The organism is Pontibacter sp. GD7, assembly GCF_058216375.1.
This window is the reverse complement of record NZ_JBYZMP010000001.1, coordinates 224,893-245,697: the sequence shown is the minus strand read 5'-3', so window position 1 is coordinate 245,697 and position 20,805 is coordinate 224,893. Positions and strand designations below refer to the sequence as shown.

The window sequence follows — 20,805 nt, the reverse complement described above, 5'->3', positions numbered from 1 at the left end:
AAAATTCAATAAATAATCTAAATATAAACAAAAAAGCAGCCCCTACCGGAGCTGCTTTTCCTCTATCTTCAACACAAGTATAAAGTCTTGTGTCTTATGTCTAAAATCTAGCGTCCCAAAATTACTTCAAGCTGCCGATCATATCCTCCGGCTTCACCCACTCGTCGTACTGCTCATTGGTTAGCAGGCCAAGCTCGATAGCGGCTTTACGAAGGGTTGTTCCCTCTTTGTGGGCTTTCTTCGCGATCTTAGCTGCGTTGTCGTAACCGATGTGTGGGTTAAGCGCCGTTACCAGCATCAGCGAGTTCTCCAGGTTTTCTTTGATGCGTGCCGTGTTTGGCTCGATACCTACCGCGCAATGCTTGTCAAAAGAATCGCAGGCGTCACCGATCAGCTGGGCACTCATCAGCAGGTTGTAGATCATCACCGGCTTAAACACGTTCAGCTCGAAATGGCCGTTCATGCCACCCACCGAAATAGCCACGTCGTTACCGATTACCTGTGCGCAAACCATGGTCATGGCCTCAGCCTGCGTTGGGTTTACTTTGCCCGGCATGATAGAAGAACCCGGTTCGTTCTCTGGGATCAGGATCTCAGCGATACCAGAACGCGGGCCAGAAGCCAGTAAACGGATATCGTTAGCGATCTTCATCAGTGATACTGCCAGTTGCTTTAAAGCGCCAGATGTCTCAACAATAGCGTCGTGTGCAGCAAGTGCTTCGAACTTGTTTGGAGCCGTGATAAAATCATGACCAGCAAACTCAGAGATCTTCTCGGCAACCAGTACATCGTAACCAGCAGGTGTATTAAGGCCTGTACCTACCGCAGAACCACCAAGTGCCAGTGTGCTTAAGTGTGGCAAGGTGTTGCGAAGCGCCTTCATGCCGTAGTCTAACTGGGCTACATAACCAGAAAGCTCCTGACCCAGTGTAAGTGGCGTAGCATCCATCAGGTGCGTACGGCCGATCTTCACCACATCCATGTAAGCCTCTGCCTTGCTGTTAAGTGTGTCGCGCAGCTTCTGTACCAATGGTAGCGTGTGCTCCACTACTTTTTTGTAAGCGGCAATGTGCATCGCTGTCGGGAACGTGTCGTTAGACGACTGCGACTTGTTTACGTCGTCGTTCGGGTGGATTTTCTTTTTCTCGTCCATCAGGTCGCCGCCAAGCAATACGTGAGCACGGTTGGCAACTACCTCGTTCACGTTCATGTTAGACTGCGTGCCCGAGCCTGTCTGCCATACTACCAGCGGAAACTGATCAGCCAGCTTGCCTTCCAGAATCTCGTCGCATACTTTAGAGATGATATCAGCCTTATCCTGTGCTAATACACCAAGCTTTGCGTTAGCTTGCGCAGCCGATTTTTTAAGTATAGCAAAAGCCTCTACTACCTCTGTCGGCATCAGCTGACCACCGATAGTAAAGTTTTCTTTAGAGCGCTGTGTCTGGGCACCCCAGTATTTGTCTGCAGGCACCTCTATCGGGCCCATTGTGTCTTTCTCTACGCGAACTTGCATATCGATTTATGTTTGGTTTAAAGGATCAGATTAATCTGCGGCAAAACTACGAAAAAGAGTTTAGAGTTAGGAGTTATGAGTTAAGAGTGACAAAATCAGAGGCTCAGCTTTTTAAAATCTTCAACAAGCAATAGTCTGGAGTTTTTATATAAAAGTCATCCAGGTCTCTCCCTCAGCGTCAAGAAATCAGAAACAACTCATAACTCTGAACTTTTAACTCTTAACTAGAAAAGCTTATTCTCCAAAAACAGGCATATACGTTTGCTCTATTTTAGCGGGCTTGCGCACCTGTTTGGTCACGTACTTTTTCTCCTGCTCAAAGGCCACAACTTTTATGTTCACATCAAGCCCTGTTACAGTATTGCTGTTCCGGAACACGGCATAGAGCGTATTATCGGGAGTTTTAGGTGTTTCGGATAGCTGCACTAGTTTGTAGTCGGAGATGATGCCTGTGCCCTGAGCAAAAGGATAGTGCTTCCAGTCAGAGTCAGCATCGGCCACAAATTTGTCGGCAGAGGTTTTGTTCATGAAGTAGTAGTCGATGTTGCCGGATGCATTTACCTGCGGCAGGCTCGGTATCATGCCCAGGCCAAAAGCCACTACCGGGTTAACAGTAGCGGCAAGCGTGGCGGCACCTTTGCTGGCCATACTTGTCATATTCTTTAGCTGCTCCACAGACTCCTGTCCCACGCCTACCCAGTATACCCAGTGCACCGTATTGGCAGGCAATTTAAACGGCACGGCCACGCGGCTGGGGTTCAGGTTGGTTTTGGACGCCACCCTAAATGTTTTATCCACTAAAGTTACAGGCACCAGATCTCCTTTAACAGCAACTTTTTCGGTTACAGTAGCCCAGGTGGTATCGGATTTAGTTTTCCAGGTGATGTTGCTGTTGAAATGGCGGTTCTCCTCAGAGACAGGTGTGCGGCTGATCTTTAATTGTGCAGGCACGGGCTTGCCACTTGCCGAAGTAAGTATAAACCTGTAAGCGATCTTGCGCGGCGCTGGCAAACGTAGGTTTTTGATCTTCTTCTGGTTTTTTACAGAGTATACCGTAGAGCCAGAAGTATAATCCTGCACCTCCAGGTTAAGCAATTGGCCACTTTTCTCGGGTTCTATACTTACCAAAATTACATCACCCTGCTGAAAGCCATAATGGTACACGCCCTCCTGCGGTTTTATACTTTGCGGGTTTGCAATGGTAGTAGGTACAGTGATCCGGAGATCAGCTACCTGCATACTCTTCTGCGCCACTGCCGAAAGCTGCACCAGCAGCATCAGTATCAATAATTTATACTTCATGGGAGTATCTAAAAAAATCGCGCAAAGATAGCTGATAATTAGATTAGTAGGTGCAGGAATTTTGTTGGGAACGATTAACACACCCCTGCGCCCCTCTCCAGAGGGGAATTACCTCCCCTACCCCTCCTTTTACCTCACCCCAACCCTCTCCTAAAAACAGGAGAGGGAGTTCTGCAATACTTATTCTACTAGCCTCCTAACTGCGAAAGCTGTTAGCTCAAAAATCTTATTTTGGCTAGTCTACAAGAGTGGAATTCCTGTAAATCCGGGTCAAACCACCCCTGCCCCTCCTTGTCCAAGGGGGGGAGTTTCCGCTATTACCAACTTATACTTTGCTAGCTAGTTGAGACAGGCGTTTACCAAGAAGTGTCGATCCCAGCCTTTGTGTTGAGCGCCTTCTATTGTTGCGGTGCCCGATAGGGCAGCCGTTAGGCAGCTTCAATAGACAGCGCGATGCGCAAAGGCGAGGCCTCCCGGCCTTGAGGGCACCAAAGCTAGAAATGAAACGATAGGTAAATAAAACTGAGGAAGGAATTCAGCTATGAAAGTATAGCGAAAGCTTTGCACTTTACCTAATCACCCTGTTCCCCGACTTCTCCGCTAAAAGCGCTATCATCTCCAGTTGTACAGGCTTGAGATAAGATGTATTGATGTTTGAGTCGTCGTTGAATGTGATGAGGTATTTCCCTTCCTCGCCAAGGTAATGTATGCTTTTAATGTTCTGATAACTATAGGCACGCTGCTCGCCTAGGAGGTTGTTGATCTCAATGCCATCTTTGTTAATGGTTACATGCCAGCGCAGGCTATACCAGGCAACTATACCCGAGAATACCAGGAGCAAAAGAAAGATAAGGCGGTACTTTTTAATGGAGTTTTCGCCTTCGGTGCGGTGCACGAAAGTCTTGTATAGTTCCAGGTCATGGCCCAGTAGTGTGCTTTGTATCAGGCGCAACGGCAGCAGGGCAAATACCAGCCCCAGCAGCAGCCCGGGAGCAAACATGGCGTTAAAGTTGGGTGTCAGTAAAAACATCTGCTCCCGCTCAGAGTGGATTATACTTGATACCAGTGCCAGCGTGCCGGCAAAGAACACAGCCAGAACACAGGCAAAAAAGAAGTATGCAATTGTCAGCTTCAGGTCCTGCTTCTGTATGTACTTAAGTTCGTCGGCAGATAAAGGGTCGGCATCTTTGGCTGGAGAAAGTGTGCGTAGCATGTAGCGTATTACAGGCAATAGCACTGCCACAGAAAAGAAAGCCAGAAGTAAAATTTTGAGGATCTCAAGCATAAAAATCGGGTTGGTGCTGTAAAGTTAATACGGGATACCCAATTTCCGATAAATAAAGCCAAGCAACCAGGCGGGGCCAACCAGCAGGAACTGCAGGTCTTTTAGAAAAGATGGTTTTTTGCCTTCTACCTTATGCCCGTAAAATTGCCCGATCCAGGCCAGAACAAAAATTACAAGGCAAACCAGCCACAGGGGTGCAGCGATAGCGGCATCTACAGCCTTTACCGCCCACAGCATAAAAAAGCAGACAGCAGCCATGCCCAGAAACATAGTAAACGATAGGCGCAGGTAAAAAAGCAGCCCCAGAAGTATAACTATTGTCCCGAAATGTAAGTATGGCTGCAGGAAAGCCGGGAAAGGGGCCTTGATAGTGTTGCTGGGTATACTTGCCAGCAAACCGATGATGCTGAAAAAGATCAGGGGCACACATATCCAATGGATAAGCTTGTTTGTCTGATTCTGGTGGCTCTGGCCATATTCATCGAACCACTGCTGCATTGTTCTCATGTTTCTGTCTAGAATATTGAAGGGTTTAGCTGGAATATAGTTAATTTAAGATTGCCGTAGAACTTTATTTTTTTGAGTTGAGTTTTGCAAAGATTAGGGGCAACAGCTGCCGTTCCTTTTCATTGATTTATTATATTTGAAGAATTAAGGTTAAGTTGTAAATGCCTTTTACTGGTTCTACTTCTTTTTAAAACAACTGAAGGAGCCCAAATTTATACTTATGAAAGCCACTAAGCTGGTACAGTTCATCAGGGATTACTTTATCGCTGTTTTTTCTTTTTTGCTCATTTTTCTGCTTACCCTTTTTATCTATGCAGAAACCAAGCGCAAGGCAGAGGAAAGAAGCGAGAAGCTCTTTAGCTTGCGGGCCGACCAGGCCACAAAAGCAATTGAGAAGCGGATGCATGATCATATCCAGATCCTGCTGGGTGCAAAAGCCCTGTTTACTGCCTCAGACACCGTACAGCGCAAAGATTGGGTACAGTATTACAAAACCCTGAACCTGGAGCAGAACTACCCGGGCATTCAGGGGCTGGGCTATGCTCAGTTTATACAACCCAACGAGTTGGCCGCACACGAGAATCACATCCAGAGCGAGGGGTTCCCGGATTACAAAGTATACCCTGACGGCAACCGCCCCATCTATTCCGCAATCATTTTTCTGGAGCCATTCATAGGCAGAAACCTGCGTGCTTTTGGTTTCGACATGTTTAGCGAGCCCACACGGCAATCGGCAATGCGCATAGCCCGTGATACAAGGCAGCCTGCCATGTCGGGGAAAGTGCGTTTGGTACAGGAAAACGGACAAGACGAGCAGGCCGGGTTTTTAATTTACTTGCCTGTGTATAAGGGCAATGAGAACCCGAAAACGATACAGGAACGACAAAAAAAGATAAAGGGGTTTGTGTACAGTCCCTATCGTGCCAAAGACCTGATATCCTCTATTCTGGGCAGCGAGTTCAGAGACATAGACCTGGAGCTGTACGATGGTGTCAGCCTCGATAAAGCCTCCCTGCTCTACAGCTCCGATACCACTTTATACTTCCATGAGGCTAACAACAGACGTTTCAGCAAATTAAATACCTTAAGTATAGGTAACCATACCTGGCGTGTGTTTGTAACTGCCAAACCCGAGTTTGGCAGGTCAGCTGATACAGAATTGCCCAAGTTTATACTTTTGGGCGGCGGCATCATTAGTTTGCTGATGTTCTTCATCATATGGTCTCTGTCCAACACCCGACGCTCTAACTTGCTTAAGCAGACCATTACAGACAATGCTACGGCCGCACTCTTTATAATGGATGCTAAGGGGTACTGCACTTTTATGAACCCGGCTGCAGAAACCATGACGGGGTATACTTTTGAGGAGATACGGCAGAAGCCACTGCACGACATGATCCACCATCACCACCCCGATGGTACGCCTTACCCCCTTGAGGAATGCCCGATAGACAGAGCCCTGCCAACTAATAATGAAATACGTGCCCATGAAGACGTGTTTATCAAAAAGGATGGTACATTCTTCTATGTTACCTGCGCAGCTATGCCGATCATGGAGAACGGGGTGCCGGCTTATACTATAATTGAGGTTAGGGATATTACAGAGGAGAAACGCACCCGTGAAGCCATACTTGAAAGTGAGGCCCGTTTCAGGAACATGGCCGACAATGCCCCGGTAATTATAAAGGTTCGGGATGCAAAGGGCAATTTCCTGTACGTGAACAAGCAATGGATGGACTTTACAGGTCTGAGTTTTGAAGACACGCTTTATGTTACCTGGAAAGACGTGGCGCATCCGGACGATGTGGAAAGCATACAGCATATTTTTGAAAACGGCTTGCAGACGCGTACTGCCTTCAGGGTGGAGTTCAGGATGCGCCGCTTCGACGGGGAATACCGTTGGGTGGTGCTAACCGATACCCCGCGCTTCGACTCCAGTGGTGAGTTCCTGGGCTTTATCGGTTCGGTTATCGATATAACGGAGATGAAGGAGGCAGAACGCAAAGTGAAACAGAACGCCGAGCTGCTGCAGAAGCTGTTTCTGGAGGTGCCCGCCGTTGTGGGGCTGGTGCGGGCTTCGGATTTCCGGTATGTGCTGGCCAACTCTCAGTACCGCAGGCTTTACGGTAACCGTCCGCTGGTTGGCAAAACCATCTACGATGCCCATACAGAACTGGAGGGCGAAGGCTTCTTCAGGAGAGTGGAAAAAGTGGTTAAGACCGGTGAGCCGTTTATAGGAAATGAGGTAATGGCCACTGTGGAAGACAGCCACGGCAAGCTTAGTGCATACTTTAACCTGGTATACCAACCCCTGATCGATACCAATAATCAGGTAGAGGCAGTGCTTGTGTTTGCGGTAGAAGTAACGGAACTGGTTAAGGCCCGCGAAGCTATCCTGCTCACTAATAACGAGCTAAGCCATAAGAATACAGAGTTACAGCGCATCAACAACGACCTTGACAATTTCGTGTACACAGCATCCCATGACCTGAAGTCGCCGATAGCGAACATGGAAGGGTTAACAGCGCTACTGCGCGAAGAGCTGCAGGAAAGGCTGCAGGAAAGCGACCTGCAGGTGCTGGATATGGTACAGGGCTCGATCAACAAGCTTAAAGGCACCATCGCCGACCTGGCCGAGATCACCAAAGTGCAGAAAGAGCTTGACTCGGCTATTGAGCCGCTCTCTTTTGAAATGGCCCTGCAGGACGTTACCTCCGATATCAATGAGATGATTAAAGAGGCGGATGCGATTATCACCACTGACCTGCAGGTAAAAGATATACTCTATGCCCGTAAAAACCTGCGCAGCATTATCTATAACCTCGTTTCCAATGCTGTCAAGTATAAATCCCCTGACCGCAGGCCAAGGATCAATGTAAGCACTTATCAGCGTGATGGCTTTGTGGTGCTGGAGGTGCAGGACAACGGCCTGGGTATACGCAAAGAGCAGCAGCACAAGCTGTTTACCATGTTCAAGCGCTTGCATAGCCACGTAGAGGGCACTGGTATTGGTCTCTACATAGTGAAGCGCATCATCGAGAACAACGGTGGCCGCATAGAGGTAGACAGCGACCTGGGTAAAGGCACCACGTTCAGGGTATACTTTAAGCAGGAGCCGGTTATGCAGGAGGTATAGTAATGTGTAGATTTGGAGGTGTGAAAATTTGAAAAAATCACTTATTCATACCTGTAAAACTGATCTTTCCGCGACTCATTTTTGTTCTCATGGGTTGGGTGATCCCAGCTAAAAACGAGTAACGAACAACTACAATTAATGGCCAAAATAAAAACATCATACTTCTGCCAGAACTGTGGCGCCCAGTCAGCAAAATGGATAGGCAAGTGCCCGGCTTGTGGCGAGTGGAACACTTATGTGGAAGAGGTAGTGCAGCGCGAAGAAATTACCCCAACCAGTGTCTGGAAGGTGGGCAGCAGTTCGGCGCAGGTATCCAATAAGCCCAAACCCATTGCCGACATAAGTTACCAGGAGCAGCACCGCATACTTACGCAGGATCAGGAGCTGAACCGCGTGCTTGGAGGTGGCATAGTGCCGGGCTCTATGGTGCTGATCGGCGGCGAGCCGGGTATCGGTAAGTCCACGCTGATGCTGCAGATTGCCCTTAGCCTTTCGGGTTTGCGGGTGCTTTACGTAAGCGGCGAAGAAAGTGAGCAACAAATAAAAATGCGCGCAGAACGCCTGATGGCCCAAACTTCCGATTGCTTTATACTTACAGAAACCGGCACGCAGAACATCTTTAAGCAGATTGAGCAGTTGCGCCCACAGGTACTGGTGATAGACTCTATCCAGACACTACACTCCTCCTTTATTGAGGCCGGTGCAGGTAGTGTGAGCCAGGTGCGTGAGTGTACCGCCGAGCTACTTAAATTTGCCAAAGAGAGCGGCACGCCTGTTTTCCTGATCGGGCATATTACCAAAGAGGGTAACCTGGCAGGGCCAAAGATACTGGAGCACATGGTAGACACGGTGCTTACGTTTGAAGGCGACCGCCACATGACCTACCGCATTCTTCGCACTACTAAAAACCGTTTTGGCTCTACCTCCGAGTTGGGCATTTACGAAATGCTAGGCTCAGGCCTGCGCGAAGTAAGCAATCCATCCGAGATTCTGATATCGCAACGCGAAGACGCTTTTAGCGGCATAAGTATAGGCGCGACCCTGGAAGGCAACAGACCCCTACTGATAGAAGTACAAAGTTTAGTTAGCCCTGCTACCTACGGCACACCGCAACGCACCAGCACCGGTTTCGATGCCAAGCGTCTGAACATGCTGCTGGCGGTACTGGAAAAGCGCGGCGGCTACAGGCTGGGCACCCAGGACGTTTTCCTGAACATTGCCGGTGGCCTGAAAGTAGAAGACCCTGCCCTGGACCTGGCAGTGTGCGCCTCCATCCTCTCTTCTTTCGAGGATATGGCCATTCCCAGCACATCATGCTTTGCCGCAGAGGTGGGCCTGGGTGGCGAGATACGCGCTGTTAACCGTGTCGAGAACCGCATCAGCGAAGCCGAGAAGCTGGGCTTCAAAGACATTTACATCTCAAAGTATAACAAGAAGGGTGTAGACTTCAGCAAGTTCTCCATCAACATACACCCCTTTGGCAGGCTCGAGGATGTGTTCAGTAACTTGTTTGGGTAATTGGTTTGTGTTAATCTAAGGTATAGTTTGCGGATTCTGGTATTTTAAAGAAATTAGCCGCCTCCCGGAATTTTATACTTTACTGCGGCTGTTGGTGAGATTATTTGCCAGTAGTGGGTTTTGCAGAGACTGTGTGCCAGGCACATACTTTTGCAATTGCTGCTGCGGCTTAACTTTATACTTTCCATACTTTTATGAAACACAAACCTTTACTCCTGTTGCTGGCACTGGTGCTGCAGGCGCAGCTTATTGTTGCCCAGGGCAAAGCCGTGATCACAGGCAAGATTTCCAACCCAACTGCTGATGAGGTAATAATTGCCACCACACCAAACCCACTGATACCGGAAGAAGTGCAAACAGCTGTGCAGCTGAAAGGCGGCGGCTTTAGACTGGAGGTGCCGGTTACCGGAACAATGGTAGCCGAGTTACTGCACGGGGATGAAATGGTGCAGATTTACCTGGAGCCAGGCTATGAGCTTAACCTGAGCTTTAACGGCGACAAGTTTCTGAAGACGCTGAAGTATGATGGCAAGGGAGCCAACGAGAATAATTACCTTGTGCAGTACACCCGCCGCTTTGAGGAGGTAGAAGAATACCAGGTTCTACCAGACAACATTAAACTGGCGGAGAAAGAGTTCGAGGCTTTTCTGGATTACCGCAAAAAGGACCAGTTGAAAAACCTGGAAAAGTATACGGCTAAAAGTCCGGTTTCTGAAAAGTTCAGGAGGTTTGCCCTGGCCGAGATAAACTTTGGCTATGCCAACGACAAGATAACCTACCATAGTTTGCGTGAGAGTGTGCTGATGACCAACAGGCTTCAAAAGCCATCGGCAGCGTTTTATACTTTCCTGACGCAGCTGGACATGAACAACCCGGATAACCTGCAAAGCCATACTTTCATAGGCTTTCTGCGCAACTACGCCAGGTTTATGGCCGCAGATGCAGGACTGCAGGAAGGCGATAGATCATACTATAAAACCGCTTATACCATGCTTGGCCAAAAGCTGCAAAGCCCGGTTAGAAATGTGGCGCAGGCGCATGTGCTAAAACAGTCGATCCAGCTGGGGCACCTGAAGTATACCACTGAAATGCTGCAGGATTTTAAAGCCAGTAACAAATCTCCTGAACTCGACAGCTACTTTACAAAGCTTTATGACCAGAACAAAGCATTTGCCATCGGCAGCCCCGCCCCCGACTTCCAATTGAAAGATGTTAACGGAGCTACGGTATCGCTCAGCAGCTTTAAGGGCAAATTGGTTTACCTTAACTTCTGGAGCACTACCTGTGGCCTTTGCATGGTAGAGATGCCCAACCTGCAGCAACTTACCAGTCAGCTTAAAGGCAAGGATGTGGTGTTCTTGAACATTGGCCTTGACGACGATGAAAACAACTGGAAAAAGATGGTGACCGGCAGAAAGCTACAAGGCACGCATGTATACTTAAAGGGCCTGGATGCCGAATTGGCAAAGCGCTACAACCTTAAAGATCTGCCCGCATACTTTCTGATTGATGAGGATGGCAACTTTATAAGTATAAAACCGCGCAGGCCCACCGACAGGGAAGCAGAAACCGATATCTTAAAGCACCTGGCCAACGGGCAAGCCTCAGCTAAATAAAGCGGAATAGCCTGAGCAGAAGGAGCCGGCTGGTACTGTAGTGTGCCAGCCGGCTTTTTTATGCCAGGTTTAAAGCACAAATCCCATCTTTTGGCCCTCAATAACCGTTCATAGTATAGATGCGTACTTAATTTCTACCCCCTTGTTGTTCCAGAAACAAAGTGGATGAAATTGTTTCAGATCTTATACTTAATAAAAATAAACTATGGCATTGATCAGTAAAAATGACATTGAGAAACTGCTTAATGTGCAGAACAATACAAATGGCGCACTTTGCATTTCGATTTTTATACCTACCCACCGCGGAGGGAAAGAGGCTCTAAACGGGCAGGACAATATCCTGTTCAAGAACAAGGTAAAAGAGGCAAGGGCATTGTTAGCCAGACATGACGTACCGGAGGCAGAGATTGAAGAATACATGAAACCTGCCGAAGCCCTGTTGAACGACACCAATTTCTGGCGGCACCAGTCTGAGGGGCTGGCGGTTTTTATAACAAAAGGATTCTCGAAGCACTATACCCTACCTGTTGAGATGCCGGATGTAGTATACGTACTGAATCAATTCTACATTACCCCAATACTACCTATACTTAGCCAGAACGGACGCTTTTTTATACTTTGCCTGTACCGCGAAAAAGTGGGCTTCTATGAGGCTACAATCGAAAAGATCAGGCCAATAGAGATAAGTTCTTTCGTGCCCGAAACCATGAACAAGGCACTCAAGTTTGATGTGAAAGGCAACGACCAGGACTTTACCCACTCCACTACAACCGTGAACGGCTCTAACATCGTGCACGGGCCTGGTTCTACAAAAGGTGATGAGGAGCATGAGCGTGTGCGAGAGTTTGTGATCGACATTGACAACGGCCTGCAGAAAATACTTCATGACTCGCACGAGCCGCTGGTGCTGGCCGGCGTAGACCACTATTGCAGCCTGTACAAGCAGCACAGCAAGTATAAAAACATAGTGCCGCAGAACATAAACGTTAATGAAAACGGCGATGTGTTTAACATGAACGCCCTGCACGAGAAAGCACTGAACGTTGTGAAGCCTATTATGCAGCAGAGCCACACCGACTCGCTTAACCGTTACCAGAACGTGGCAGGCACCGGCGTAACCTCCGAAGATATTGCCACAGTGGCCGCAGAGGCTGTGCATGGCCGGGTAGACACCCTGTTTATTACACCAAGCGAGCCAGTTTGGGGCAGCTACGACCCGGCAAGCGCAACCGCCGAGATACACAACGAGTACCAGCGCGGTGACCAGGACCTGGTAAACCTGGCTGCCATTAAAACAATTGCCCAGGGCGGCAGAGTGTTTGTAAGCAGCTACAACGGGCTTAATGAGGTAAGCGAAAACCAGGGCAATGTTAAGGCGTTGTTCAGATATTAGACCTACTTGTTTTGGCGCTTAATGCCAGAAACCATAACTTAGAGGAGCAGCTGCAAAGCTGCTCCTTTGTTTTATACTTTCGCCTGGCCATACTTTTAGCCTGCACCACATGAAGCTGCACCTGACTGACGGGTTTAACTTTTTATCGAAACTTACGCCCTTGCGTGCCTTAAATGCACTGCAGGTAGTGAGCAGCTACATGGTATCTAAAGTTACCGGCAAGGCGGTGCACTGGGGCTACCCGTTAAGTATATCCCTGGAGCCCACTACCTCCTGTAACCTGCGCTGCCCCGAGTGCCCAAGCGGTTTACGTTCTTTTACCAGACCCACGGGCATGCTGCAAGACGAGCTCTTTAAAAGCACCATAGACCAGCTGCACAGACGGCTGTTGTACCTTATCTTTTATTTTCAGGGAGAACCCTATCTGCACAAAAACTTTCTGGAGTTGGTAAAGTATGCATCCGGTAAGGGTATTTACACCGCCACCTCCACCAACGCGCATTACCTGGACGATGAAACTGCCAGAAAAACAGTGGAATCCGGGTTGGATCGCCTGATCGTATCTATAGACGGAACCACGCAGGAAACATACGCAGCCTACAGAGTGGGCGGCAAACTGGATAAGGTGCTGGAGGGAACGCGCAATGTGCTGAAATGGAAAAAGAAACTGAATTCCAAAACACCGCACGTGATGTTTCAGTTTTTAGTAGTAAGGCCCAACGAGCACCAGCTACAGGATGTGCAGCAGCTTGCAAAAGAACTTGGCGTGGATGAAGTCGTATTTAAAACGGCGCAGATCTACGACTATGAGCAGGGCTCTCCGCTTATACCTACCATAGATTATTACTCAAGGTATAAAAACAACGGCGATGGCAGCTATGTTATCAAAAACAAACTGCTAAACCATTGCTGGAAGATGTGGCACTCGTGCGTGATTACCTGGGATGGCCTGGTGGTGCCCTGCTGCTTTGATAAAGACGCAGAATACAGGCTTGGTGAGTTACAGGAAAGTAGTTTTACGCAAGTATGGCGTGGGGCAAAGTATAACCGCTTCAGGCAAACGCTGCTTGGCTCGCGTGCCGATATTGAGATGTGCCGCAACTGCACAGAGGGCACAAAAGTATGGGCCTGATACAAAGTATAACATAAGCATTTTATATGAAAGACATCAACAATGCACTGGAGTTGCTACTCGATAAGCTTCAGGTTTGGGGGAATCAGATCATACTGCTGCTGCCGAACATCTTTGTAGCAATCCTTCTGCTGATCATCACATTTTACCTGGCAAGGGTAATCCGGAATGCCCTGGATAATGTGATAAGCCGCTTCTCACACAGCGCAGCCCTTAACAACCTCATCTCCACGCTGCTTTACCTGATGTTGTTGCTGATCGGGTTCTTCTTTGTGCTGAGTGTGCTAAAACTGGACAAGGTAGTCATATCACTGTTGGCCGGTGTTGGTATCCTGGGTTTGGCCTTGGGTTTTGCCTTCCAGGACATCGCTGCCAATTTCATTTCCGGGGTGATTATTGCGGTGCAGAAACCTTTTGGCGTAGGCGACATGATCGAAACAAACGACTATTTTGGCGTGATTGAGCGCATAACGCTACGCACAGTGGATGTACGCAAGCCAACCGGCGAGCTGGTAAAGCTGCCCAATAAAATGGTGTTCGAGAACCCGGTCACGAACTTGTCCTACCACGGTACCCGGCGTGTGGATGTGGAAGTGGGCATATCGTATGCCGAGGACCTGGAGCGTGTGCAACAGGTTGTGATAGAGGCACTGGAAAATGTAAAGAACAGGGTTAAGACCCGCGATATAGAGGTAATGTATGATGCCTTCGGCGATAGTTCTATCAACTTCAAGGCAAGGTTCTGGGTTAGTTACAGCCGCCAGGTAGATTATGTAGGGGCTAAAAGCGACGCCATCATCCGCATCAAGAAAGCCTTCGACGCCAACAACATTGTTATTCCGTTCCCAATCCGTACACTGGATTTTGCTATAAAAGGCGGGGCCACATTGAGTTCCGAGCTTAAAAGTATAAATGGCTCGGGAAACGGGAGTCTGCAACAGCAGGAAAAGGATAATGGATAGATAAAAGAGAAGTATAAACAACAAGGGCCGACTGAACATCGGCCCTTTACATTTTTACCTATCCTTCTTGTCCAGGTTTTTGCCAAGGTCTTCTACCTGCTTTAAAAAGTTGTCAACGCTTTCGTCGGCATAAGGACCATAGGAGTTCGAGATAGTGCCTTTAAGTCCCGTGTTGGTTTCAAGGGCATAAAGTATAGACATGTCGTCGGGGTCGCTTTCCCCCTCAAATCTATAGAAGTCAACAATGCGCACTTGCTCTGGTCCAAACATGTCTTTCTCTTCCATGGTGCAAAGCCTGCCGTCGCCGGATACTTTAAAGTCATACTTGTAGCCGTCTTTACGCAGGCGGTTTAGTACGTTTACAAGGGATCTTTCTTCTACTTTGTCTTGCATAACGGTATAATAGTTTTTGTTCTATGTGTAAGTATAGAACTATACGCAAAAACAAAGTTTAGATACAGTGTTTGGTATTATTAATGAATAATGAGTGATGAGTAATAATTGATGAATAATGATTAATAAATAATACCTGAGGCCTGCAAAGGCAAAAACTACTTACTAGTCATTATTAACTGACTTTTCGAGGTCTTTCTGGATTTTGTTGAAGTCGATGGTGGAGCAGGCGCCACAGCTTTTGGCGCAGCCGCTTTTAGCTGCAAAACTGCGGTACAGCAGGCGGCCAATGTAAAAGGTGGCCGCTAAAAAAACTAGGAAAATAATAAGCTCTTGAACCATACGCTTCTATCAACTATGCAAAGGTACAAAAAGTTTATACTTCGGCGCCTTTCCAGTGCAGGGCAATCGTATCCAACATCTCTTGGTGGATGCGGGTATTGCTGGCCACAATCTCACGGCCAAAAATATAGTCGCCGCCTTCGCTAAACTTAGACAGTTTGCCACCAGCCTCCTGCACAATAATGGCCCCGCCTGCCACATCCCAGGCATTCAGGTTATACTCAAAAAAGCCCTCAAATCTGCCTATAGCCACATAAGCTAAATCCAGGGCGGCAGAGCCCAGCCTGCGCACCCCATGCGATCTCCCCATAAACTCGCCCAGCACCTGTAGGTACTGCTGCGTAAGGCCAAACTCATAATATGGGAAACCAGTGGCTATAAGTGAGTCTTTCAGGGCAGGGGCCTCTGAAACGTTTATTTTTTTATCATTGCAGTAAGCGCCGCCATCTTTGTAAGCCCAGAAACACTCGTCACGGTTAGGCTCATAAACTACACCCAGAACAACTTCGTCCCCGTCCATCAGCCCCACACTTACACAATACGCAGGCAGGCCATGGGTAAAGTTGGTTGTGCCATCCAGCGGGTCTACCACCCAGTTGTAGCGTTCGCCTTTGGTATTGTCTGTGTCTTCTTCTGTTATAAAACCTGCTTCCGGCAAAAGCTGCCGCAGCCCTTCTACCAATTGCTTCTCAGCTTCTTTATCCACGTAAGACACCAGGTTGTTAAAGCCTTTCATTTCTACCTTAGAAACATCGAAGCCCTCGCCCTCGTGCTTGATAAAAACGCCTACTTTTCTGGCAAGTATGTTCAGGTTCTGGCTAAGTTGGTACAGGTTCATAGTTTACAGTTTTCAGTTGTACTTCCCCATTTTACGGGAAGCCATGTGGTGTAACAGGATTTATACTTTGGCCGCGACCAGTTCCTTTTTCTTCTCGAACCAGGCAATGTATTCTGCCCTCAGGAACAGCATCAGGCCTAACGGGATAAACGAGGCATGTGGTTGCTGTGGCAACAGCCACCACGATATGGTAAGCAAGCCTGTTATTATACCTGTAACGGCCATATACTTAACAGCCCACTCAGGCACTATGCGGCGTGACACGTAAACAGCCAGCACAATGTGTGTAGGTATAGCCCACAGCAGGTTAAAGTTATAAGCGGTAGCCTGATGGTCGGTGGCAAACCACAATAACAGCATAACAATACCCAGCAAGCCTGCCAAAAAGAAAAGTATAAAGTCCAGTGTGCGGGAGCGTTTTCTTTTTTTCAGATCGAGGAAGGTGACTATGGCAACAGCTACAAAAAGAGCCCAGGCAAGTATGGTTGGCGTAAATGGCGAGAAGGGTTTCTCGGCCGGTGGCGTTTGCACAAATACCGGTTGTGGTTTTCCGGTAAGCGGCACGGCCTGCCCGTCCTGCTCTAAAGTAGCGTTGGCAAAGCCTTCTGCCAGGTAATCTGGCAGGAACATGTACTCGTATGGGGTAGCCTCGCGGTCTATTCTTGAGCCTAAGGCCAGGTCAATGCCAAAGTCACCCCAGGGCTGTGGCGGCAAGTATAGATCAATCAGGTTCCGGAAAGTATAGTCTTTATCCAGGTGCGCAATGTTATACTTGATCTGGTCCGGGAAAGTGGCTTCCAGGCCATCTCGTATACGGGTGGCGCAGTTGTCGAAAAAGAAGTCATAAAGGTAAAAGCGGTTGGCTGGCAGGTAATTGTTCGTTAAAAACAGCCAGTATTTTTGCTTTTGATCCGGTGTAAGGTTTAGTTCTTGCTCAAATACAGATCGGTTCTCCTGCGCGTAGTTGTACAGGAAATCCTGGAAGTGGGCTGCCGATAATTTATAGTTCAGCTTACCCCTTGCAAACTTGAGGTAAAAGTTAGGCTCGTTAAAATCGAAAGTGCCGTAGTTAAAAATCACGTCCAGCCCCATAGCCTGGTCCTGAACACGCACTGCACTGTGCCCGAAAACGGCATACAAGTCGTCACCGCTGGAGCAGGTGATCAGGCTTATCTTAGCATCCGGCGAAATGCTTATACCCTCAAACTGTGCCTTAGACTGAATTGCAAGCAGAAGCAATGCAACCAGCAGGCTGATCTTTTTCAGTAACTCTCTCATACTTTATTCGGCGCTTGTTGCTTTGCCGGTCTTCTCCCCTGCCACTACGATCACAAACTCGCCTTTAATGGATTTGGTAGTAAATATCTGGATAAGTTCGTCTAAAGTACCGTTAATGGTTTCCTCGAACATTTTTGAGATTTCACGTGAAACAGAGGCCATGCGCTCTCCCCCGAAAAACTCTTTAAACTGGGTAAGTGTTTTAAGCAGGCGATGCGGCGATTCATAAAAGATCATGGTGCGCTCTTCATTCGCCAGGCTTTGCAGGCGTGTCTGGCGGCCTTTTTTCAGGGGCAGAAAACCCTCAAAGGTAAACCTGTCGGTACTGAAACCAGACTTAACCAATGCAGGAACAAAGGCTGTGGCACCCGGCAGGCATTCTACTTTCAGGTCATGCTTCAGGCACTCGCGCACTAGGTAAAAGCCAGGGTCAGAGATGCCCGGCGTACCGGCATCCGATACAAGCGCCATCACCTCGCCTGCTTTCATGCGATCTACCAAGTGCATAGCGGCCTTATGCTCGTTGTGTAGATGGTGGCTGTGCATGCGCTTTTGTTCTATACCCAGGTGCTGCAGCAGCTTTCCGCTGGTACGCGTGTCCTCGGCAAGTATAACATCCACCTCCTTTAACACACGTATGGCACGAAGGGTAATATCCTCCAGGTTGCCGATAGGCGTGGGCACTAAGTATAAATTGGTTTTCTCAGGTTCCTGCATACCCCAAAGATACGAGTTAATTGCTGATTGTTAACCGCTGCCTGGTTTAGATGAATTTCAGGCAGCGATAGCCATACTTTTGAAGATTAACCAGCGATCATGTTATCGTAGATCTGATCAATCCTTCGCGCTAGGTCATGGTCTTTATCCGTAACGGTGTTGCCGGCATCGTGGGTAGTAAGCTCTATCTCCACTTTGTTATACACATTGCTCCACCACGGGTGGTGGTTGATTTCTTCTGCCACCTCGGCCACACGATTCATGAATGCCATGGCTTGCTTAAAGTCTTTGAACTTCAGGCTACGTTTTAAGGTGTTATTTTCTTCTCTCCACATAATTATGAGTTTTTATACTTTTCAGGTTGCCATTGCTCATACTTTGGCGTGAACAACGCAGCCCCAAAACAGGCGTATAGGCTAAAGCAATGATTACACTATAAAACTATGAAAACTATGGCTAAAAAACCCAAGACAATGCCTGCGCAAGTGCAGGAAGACCAGCCAGGAGACGAATATAAGATGCACCCAAAGCCGGAGTATATCCGGAAAAACTATAAAGGCAGCGATAAACTAAAAGGCAAGGTAGCCCTTATAACTGGCGGCGACAGCGGTATTGGCCGGGCAGTGGCAGTGCACTTTGCCCGCGAAGGCGCAGATATAGCCATCGTTTACCTCGACGAAGATAAAGATGCCAACGACACCAAAAAGCTTATTGAAAAGGAAGGGCGCAAATGCCTGTTGATTTCTGGCGACGTGGGCAAAGAAGAGTTTTGCAAAAAAGCGGTAGAGCAAACGGTAAAAGAATTTGGCAAACTGGATGTACTGGTAAACAATGCAGCAGAACAGCACGAGCAACAGGACCTGAAAGACATAACTAAGGAGCAATTAAAGCAGACTTTTGAAACCAACATCTTCAGTATGTTTTACATGTCCAAAGCCGCGCTTGAGCATATGAAAGAAGGCAGTTGCATCGTAAACTCTACCTCTGTTACCTCCTATCGCGGCAGCCACCACCTCATGGACTACGCCTCCACCAAAGGCGCCATCACTGCCTTTACCCGGTCATTGTCGCAAAACCTCGCAGAAAAGAATATTAGGGTAAACGGTGTTGCCCCAGGCCCCATTTGGACTCCGCTTATCCCAGCTTCTTTCAGTGCCAAAAAAGTAAAGGAATTTGGCAGCAACGTGCCCTTAAAGCGACCTGGTCAGCCATCAGAGGTTGCTCCGGCTTACGTGCTGCTTGCCTCAGAGGATGGCTCATATATTACTGGCCAGGTGATACATGTGAACGGTGGCGAGCAGGTAGGAGCTTAGACTGGGTTAAACCATAGAGGCCTAAATCGAGTAAAAACACATATACAGTATAGGCCATTTATGTGGCAGGACTTAAAAAGGAGTATTATGGCTGAAAATAAAAGCAATGAGACAAGGCTGCAGGGGCAGGGCCCTAACAAGCGGCCAATAAGGGTTATCGAAGACGATACCAGCGAACAGGAAATGAGGGCCGGGCACATCATACCCGGTGCCGATCCACCAAAGAACGAACACCAGCGGGGCGGCTTCGGTAACCGAGACGGCAAAGAGGGTTTTGGCAGCGACACTGCCTCCGAAGGCCCGTCGGCCACAGGCGTTAACGACTATGCCGACGACGGTATACAGCCGCCAGACAACATGCGCACCGAAGACGAAGGTCGCGGCACATAAATTTTAGTAAACCATTAATATAAGGAGTAATACCATGCCATCTTATAAGCACACACAAGACAGCTCTGAAAACAAAGGAAGACCAGCAGGCAAAGGCCAGGACAAAAATGCCGGAGCGAAACCTGTTGACCCAAACCAAACACGTGCAGAGCACCAGGAATTAAAAAGAAAACACACTGAAGGGCCAGACAAAGCGGCAGGGAAAAATATAATGAAAAATAATCCTAACCGTAATACAGACAAAACGGAGCTGGACAATAACAAATATAATTAATCATACCTGACATACGCCATGAAGTATAGCACCTGTAAAACAGGTGCTATTTCTTTTTAAAGTATATTTGGCAAGATACAGAACCTCCTTAATACGATGGCCCGATATGCCCTTACAGATATACATGGTTGTGCCCAGACACTAAAAGCCATGGTTTTTGACCAGCTTGACCTACAAAAAAACGACGAGCTGTATATACTAGGAGACCTGGTGAACAAAGGGCCGGATAGTAGGGGCGTGATAGATTTTATACTTCACCTTCAGAAGCAGCAGTATAAGATCATATGCCTCCGCGGAAATCATGACCAGATGCTTTTGCAGGCTTCCAAAAAAGGAGAGAAAGCCATCAACCTCACTTCTGCCGAGAAAGAACTAACCCTTGAAAGTTTTGGGATAACGCATTTTGAGCAACTACCCGATAAGTATACTTCATTTATAAAGTCCCTTCCTTACTATTTAGAGTTGCCGGACTTCTTCTTAGTGCACGCTGGATTTGACTTTAAGCAACAAAATATATTCCGGGATAAAGATGCAATGTTGAACATTCGTAATTATAAACTTGACTGTAACAAGATTAATTACAAGCGATTACTACATGGCCATACGCCAAATCCTTTACATAGTATAAAAAAAGCAGTAGCCCACAAGGAAGCAAAAGTTAACCTTGATGCCGGATGTGTATATTACAAGAATGCAGCATATGGCAATTTGGCAGCGCTTGACTTAGACACACAACAGTTATTTGTGCAGCAAAACGTTGATCGGCCTTATAACGTGGCTCGAAAAAGCTGAAAGTACGTGCCCGGAATCTCTAAAATTAATTTGTAAACTGTTAATAGTTAGCGGTTAATGTGGATTGGTCTGTGGGTGTGCTTTTATGGAACGTCCACTAT

At 47.8% G+C, this 20,805-nt stretch carries 20 protein-coding genes; 10 read left to right on the top strand and 10 right to left on the bottom strand.

Annotation, left to right across the window (positions count from 1 at the left end; translation table 11 throughout):
* Positions 1–121: 121 nt before the first annotated feature.
* From fumC to AC4BAP_RS01010, 4 genes are all read right to left on the bottom strand, one after another.
* Positions 122–1,516: a class II fumarate hydratase gene (gene fumC / locus AC4BAP_RS01025; RefSeq protein ID WP_490580751.1), complete on the bottom strand. Its 1,395-nt coding sequence runs from the start codon at positions 1,514–1,516 to the stop codon at positions 122–124.
* Positions 1,517–1,750: 234 nt separating this feature from the next.
* On the bottom strand, positions 1,751–2,818 hold the full coding sequence (locus tag AC4BAP_RS01020) for a hypothetical protein (RefSeq protein ID WP_490580750.1): 1,068 nt from the start codon (positions 2,816–2,818) through the stop codon (positions 1,751–1,753).
* 568 nt (positions 2,819–3,386) lie between these two features.
* Positions 3,387–4,103 carry a hypothetical protein gene (locus AC4BAP_RS01015; protein ID WP_490580749.1) on the bottom strand — a complete coding sequence of 239 codons (717 nt, stop codon included), beginning with the start codon at positions 4,101–4,103 and terminating at the stop codon, positions 3,387–3,389.
* A gap of 24 nt (positions 4,104–4,127) precedes the next feature.
* Positions 4,128–4,610: an Mpo1 family 2-hydroxy fatty acid dioxygenase gene (locus AC4BAP_RS01010; RefSeq protein WP_490580748.1), complete on the bottom strand. Its 483-nt coding sequence runs from the start codon at positions 4,608–4,610 to the stop codon at positions 4,128–4,130.
* A 220-nt stretch (positions 4,611–4,830) separates the two neighbouring features.
* On the opposite strand from AC4BAP_RS01010, the gene AC4BAP_RS01005 reads away from it, so the two are divergent.
* From AC4BAP_RS01005 to AC4BAP_RS00980, 6 genes are all read left to right on the top strand, one after another.
* A complete protein-coding gene (locus tag AC4BAP_RS01005) occupies positions 4,831–7,746 on the top strand; it encodes a CHASE domain-containing protein (protein WP_490580747.1) in 2,916 nt (971 codons plus the stop codon).
* 138 nt (positions 7,747–7,884) lie between these two features.
* The gene (gene radA / locus AC4BAP_RS01000; RefSeq protein ID WP_490580746.1) at positions 7,885–9,264 is read left to right on the top strand and encodes a DNA repair protein RadA; all 1,380 of its coding nucleotides are present in this window, start codon (positions 7,885–7,887) and stop codon (positions 9,262–9,264) included.
* A gap of 194 nt (positions 9,265–9,458) precedes the next feature.
* Complete coding sequence (locus tag AC4BAP_RS00995; RefSeq protein WP_490580745.1) at positions 9,459–10,880, top strand: TlpA family protein disulfide reductase; 1,422 nt, start codon at positions 9,459–9,461, stop codon at positions 10,878–10,880.
* Between the two features lie 205 nt (positions 10,881–11,085).
* Complete coding sequence (locus tag AC4BAP_RS00990) at positions 11,086–12,273, top strand: baeRF7 domain-containing protein (protein ID WP_490580744.1); 1,188 nt, start codon at positions 11,086–11,088, stop codon at positions 12,271–12,273.
* 109 nt (positions 12,274–12,382) lie between these two features.
* Positions 12,383–13,405, top strand: coding sequence for an SPASM domain-containing protein (locus AC4BAP_RS00985; protein WP_490580743.1), 1,023 nt, complete (start codon positions 12,383–12,385; stop codon positions 13,403–13,405).
* Positions 13,406–13,431: 26 nt separating this feature from the next.
* The gene (locus tag AC4BAP_RS00980; protein ID WP_490580742.1) at positions 13,432–14,367 is read left to right on the top strand and encodes a mechanosensitive ion channel family protein; all 936 of its coding nucleotides are present in this window, start codon (positions 13,432–13,434) and stop codon (positions 14,365–14,367) included.
* A gap of 54 nt (positions 14,368–14,421) precedes the next feature.
* Here the strand turns inward: AC4BAP_RS00980 and AC4BAP_RS00975 are convergent, their stop codons facing one another.
* From AC4BAP_RS00975 to AC4BAP_RS00950, 6 genes are all read right to left on the bottom strand, one after another.
* On the bottom strand, positions 14,422–14,760 hold the full coding sequence (locus tag AC4BAP_RS00975) for a hypothetical protein (RefSeq protein ID WP_490580741.1): 339 nt from the start codon (positions 14,758–14,760) through the stop codon (positions 14,422–14,424).
* A 165-nt stretch (positions 14,761–14,925) separates the two neighbouring features.
* Complete coding sequence (locus tag AC4BAP_RS00970) at positions 14,926–15,102, bottom strand: FeoB-associated Cys-rich membrane protein (RefSeq protein WP_490580740.1); 177 nt, start codon at positions 15,100–15,102, stop codon at positions 14,926–14,928.
* A 34-nt stretch (positions 15,103–15,136) separates the two neighbouring features.
* Positions 15,137–15,940 carry an inositol monophosphatase family protein gene (locus AC4BAP_RS00965; RefSeq protein WP_490580739.1) on the bottom strand — a complete coding sequence of 268 codons (804 nt, stop codon included), beginning with the start codon at positions 15,938–15,940 and terminating at the stop codon, positions 15,137–15,139.
* Between the two features lie 60 nt (positions 15,941–16,000).
* Entirely contained in the window at positions 16,001–17,218 is a 1,218-nt protein-coding gene (locus AC4BAP_RS00960) for an Lnb N-terminal periplasmic domain-containing protein (RefSeq protein ID WP_490580738.1), read from the bottom strand.
* Positions 17,219–17,221: 3 nt separating this feature from the next.
* The gene (gene rsmI, locus AC4BAP_RS00955; RefSeq protein WP_490580737.1) at positions 17,222–17,935 is read right to left on the bottom strand and encodes a 16S rRNA (cytidine(1402)-2'-O)-methyltransferase; all 714 of its coding nucleotides are present in this window, start codon (positions 17,933–17,935) and stop codon (positions 17,222–17,224) included.
* A gap of 86 nt (positions 17,936–18,021) precedes the next feature.
* Positions 18,022–18,270: a 4a-hydroxytetrahydrobiopterin dehydratase gene (locus AC4BAP_RS00950; protein ID WP_490580736.1), complete on the bottom strand. Its 249-nt coding sequence runs from the start codon at positions 18,268–18,270 to the stop codon at positions 18,022–18,024.
* Positions 18,271–18,378: 108 nt separating this feature from the next.
* Here AC4BAP_RS00950 and AC4BAP_RS00945 point away from each other — a divergent pair, with 108 nt between their 5' ends.
* From AC4BAP_RS00945 to AC4BAP_RS00930, 4 genes are all read left to right on the top strand, one after another.
* Entirely contained in the window at positions 18,379–19,248 is an 870-nt protein-coding gene (locus AC4BAP_RS00945) for an SDR family oxidoreductase (RefSeq protein ID WP_490580735.1), read from the top strand.
* An 87-nt stretch (positions 19,249–19,335) separates the two neighbouring features.
* A complete protein-coding gene (locus tag AC4BAP_RS00940; RefSeq protein ID WP_490580734.1) occupies positions 19,336–19,638 on the top strand; it encodes a hypothetical protein in 303 nt (100 codons plus the stop codon).
* A gap of 34 nt (positions 19,639–19,672) precedes the next feature.
* Complete coding sequence (locus AC4BAP_RS00935) at positions 19,673–19,912, top strand: hypothetical protein (RefSeq protein WP_490580733.1); 240 nt, start codon at positions 19,673–19,675, stop codon at positions 19,910–19,912.
* Between the two features lie 96 nt (positions 19,913–20,008).
* A complete protein-coding gene (locus AC4BAP_RS00930; RefSeq protein ID WP_490580732.1) occupies positions 20,009–20,704 on the top strand; it encodes a metallophosphoesterase family protein in 696 nt (231 codons plus the stop codon).
* Positions 20,705–20,805 lie beyond the last annotated feature (101 nt).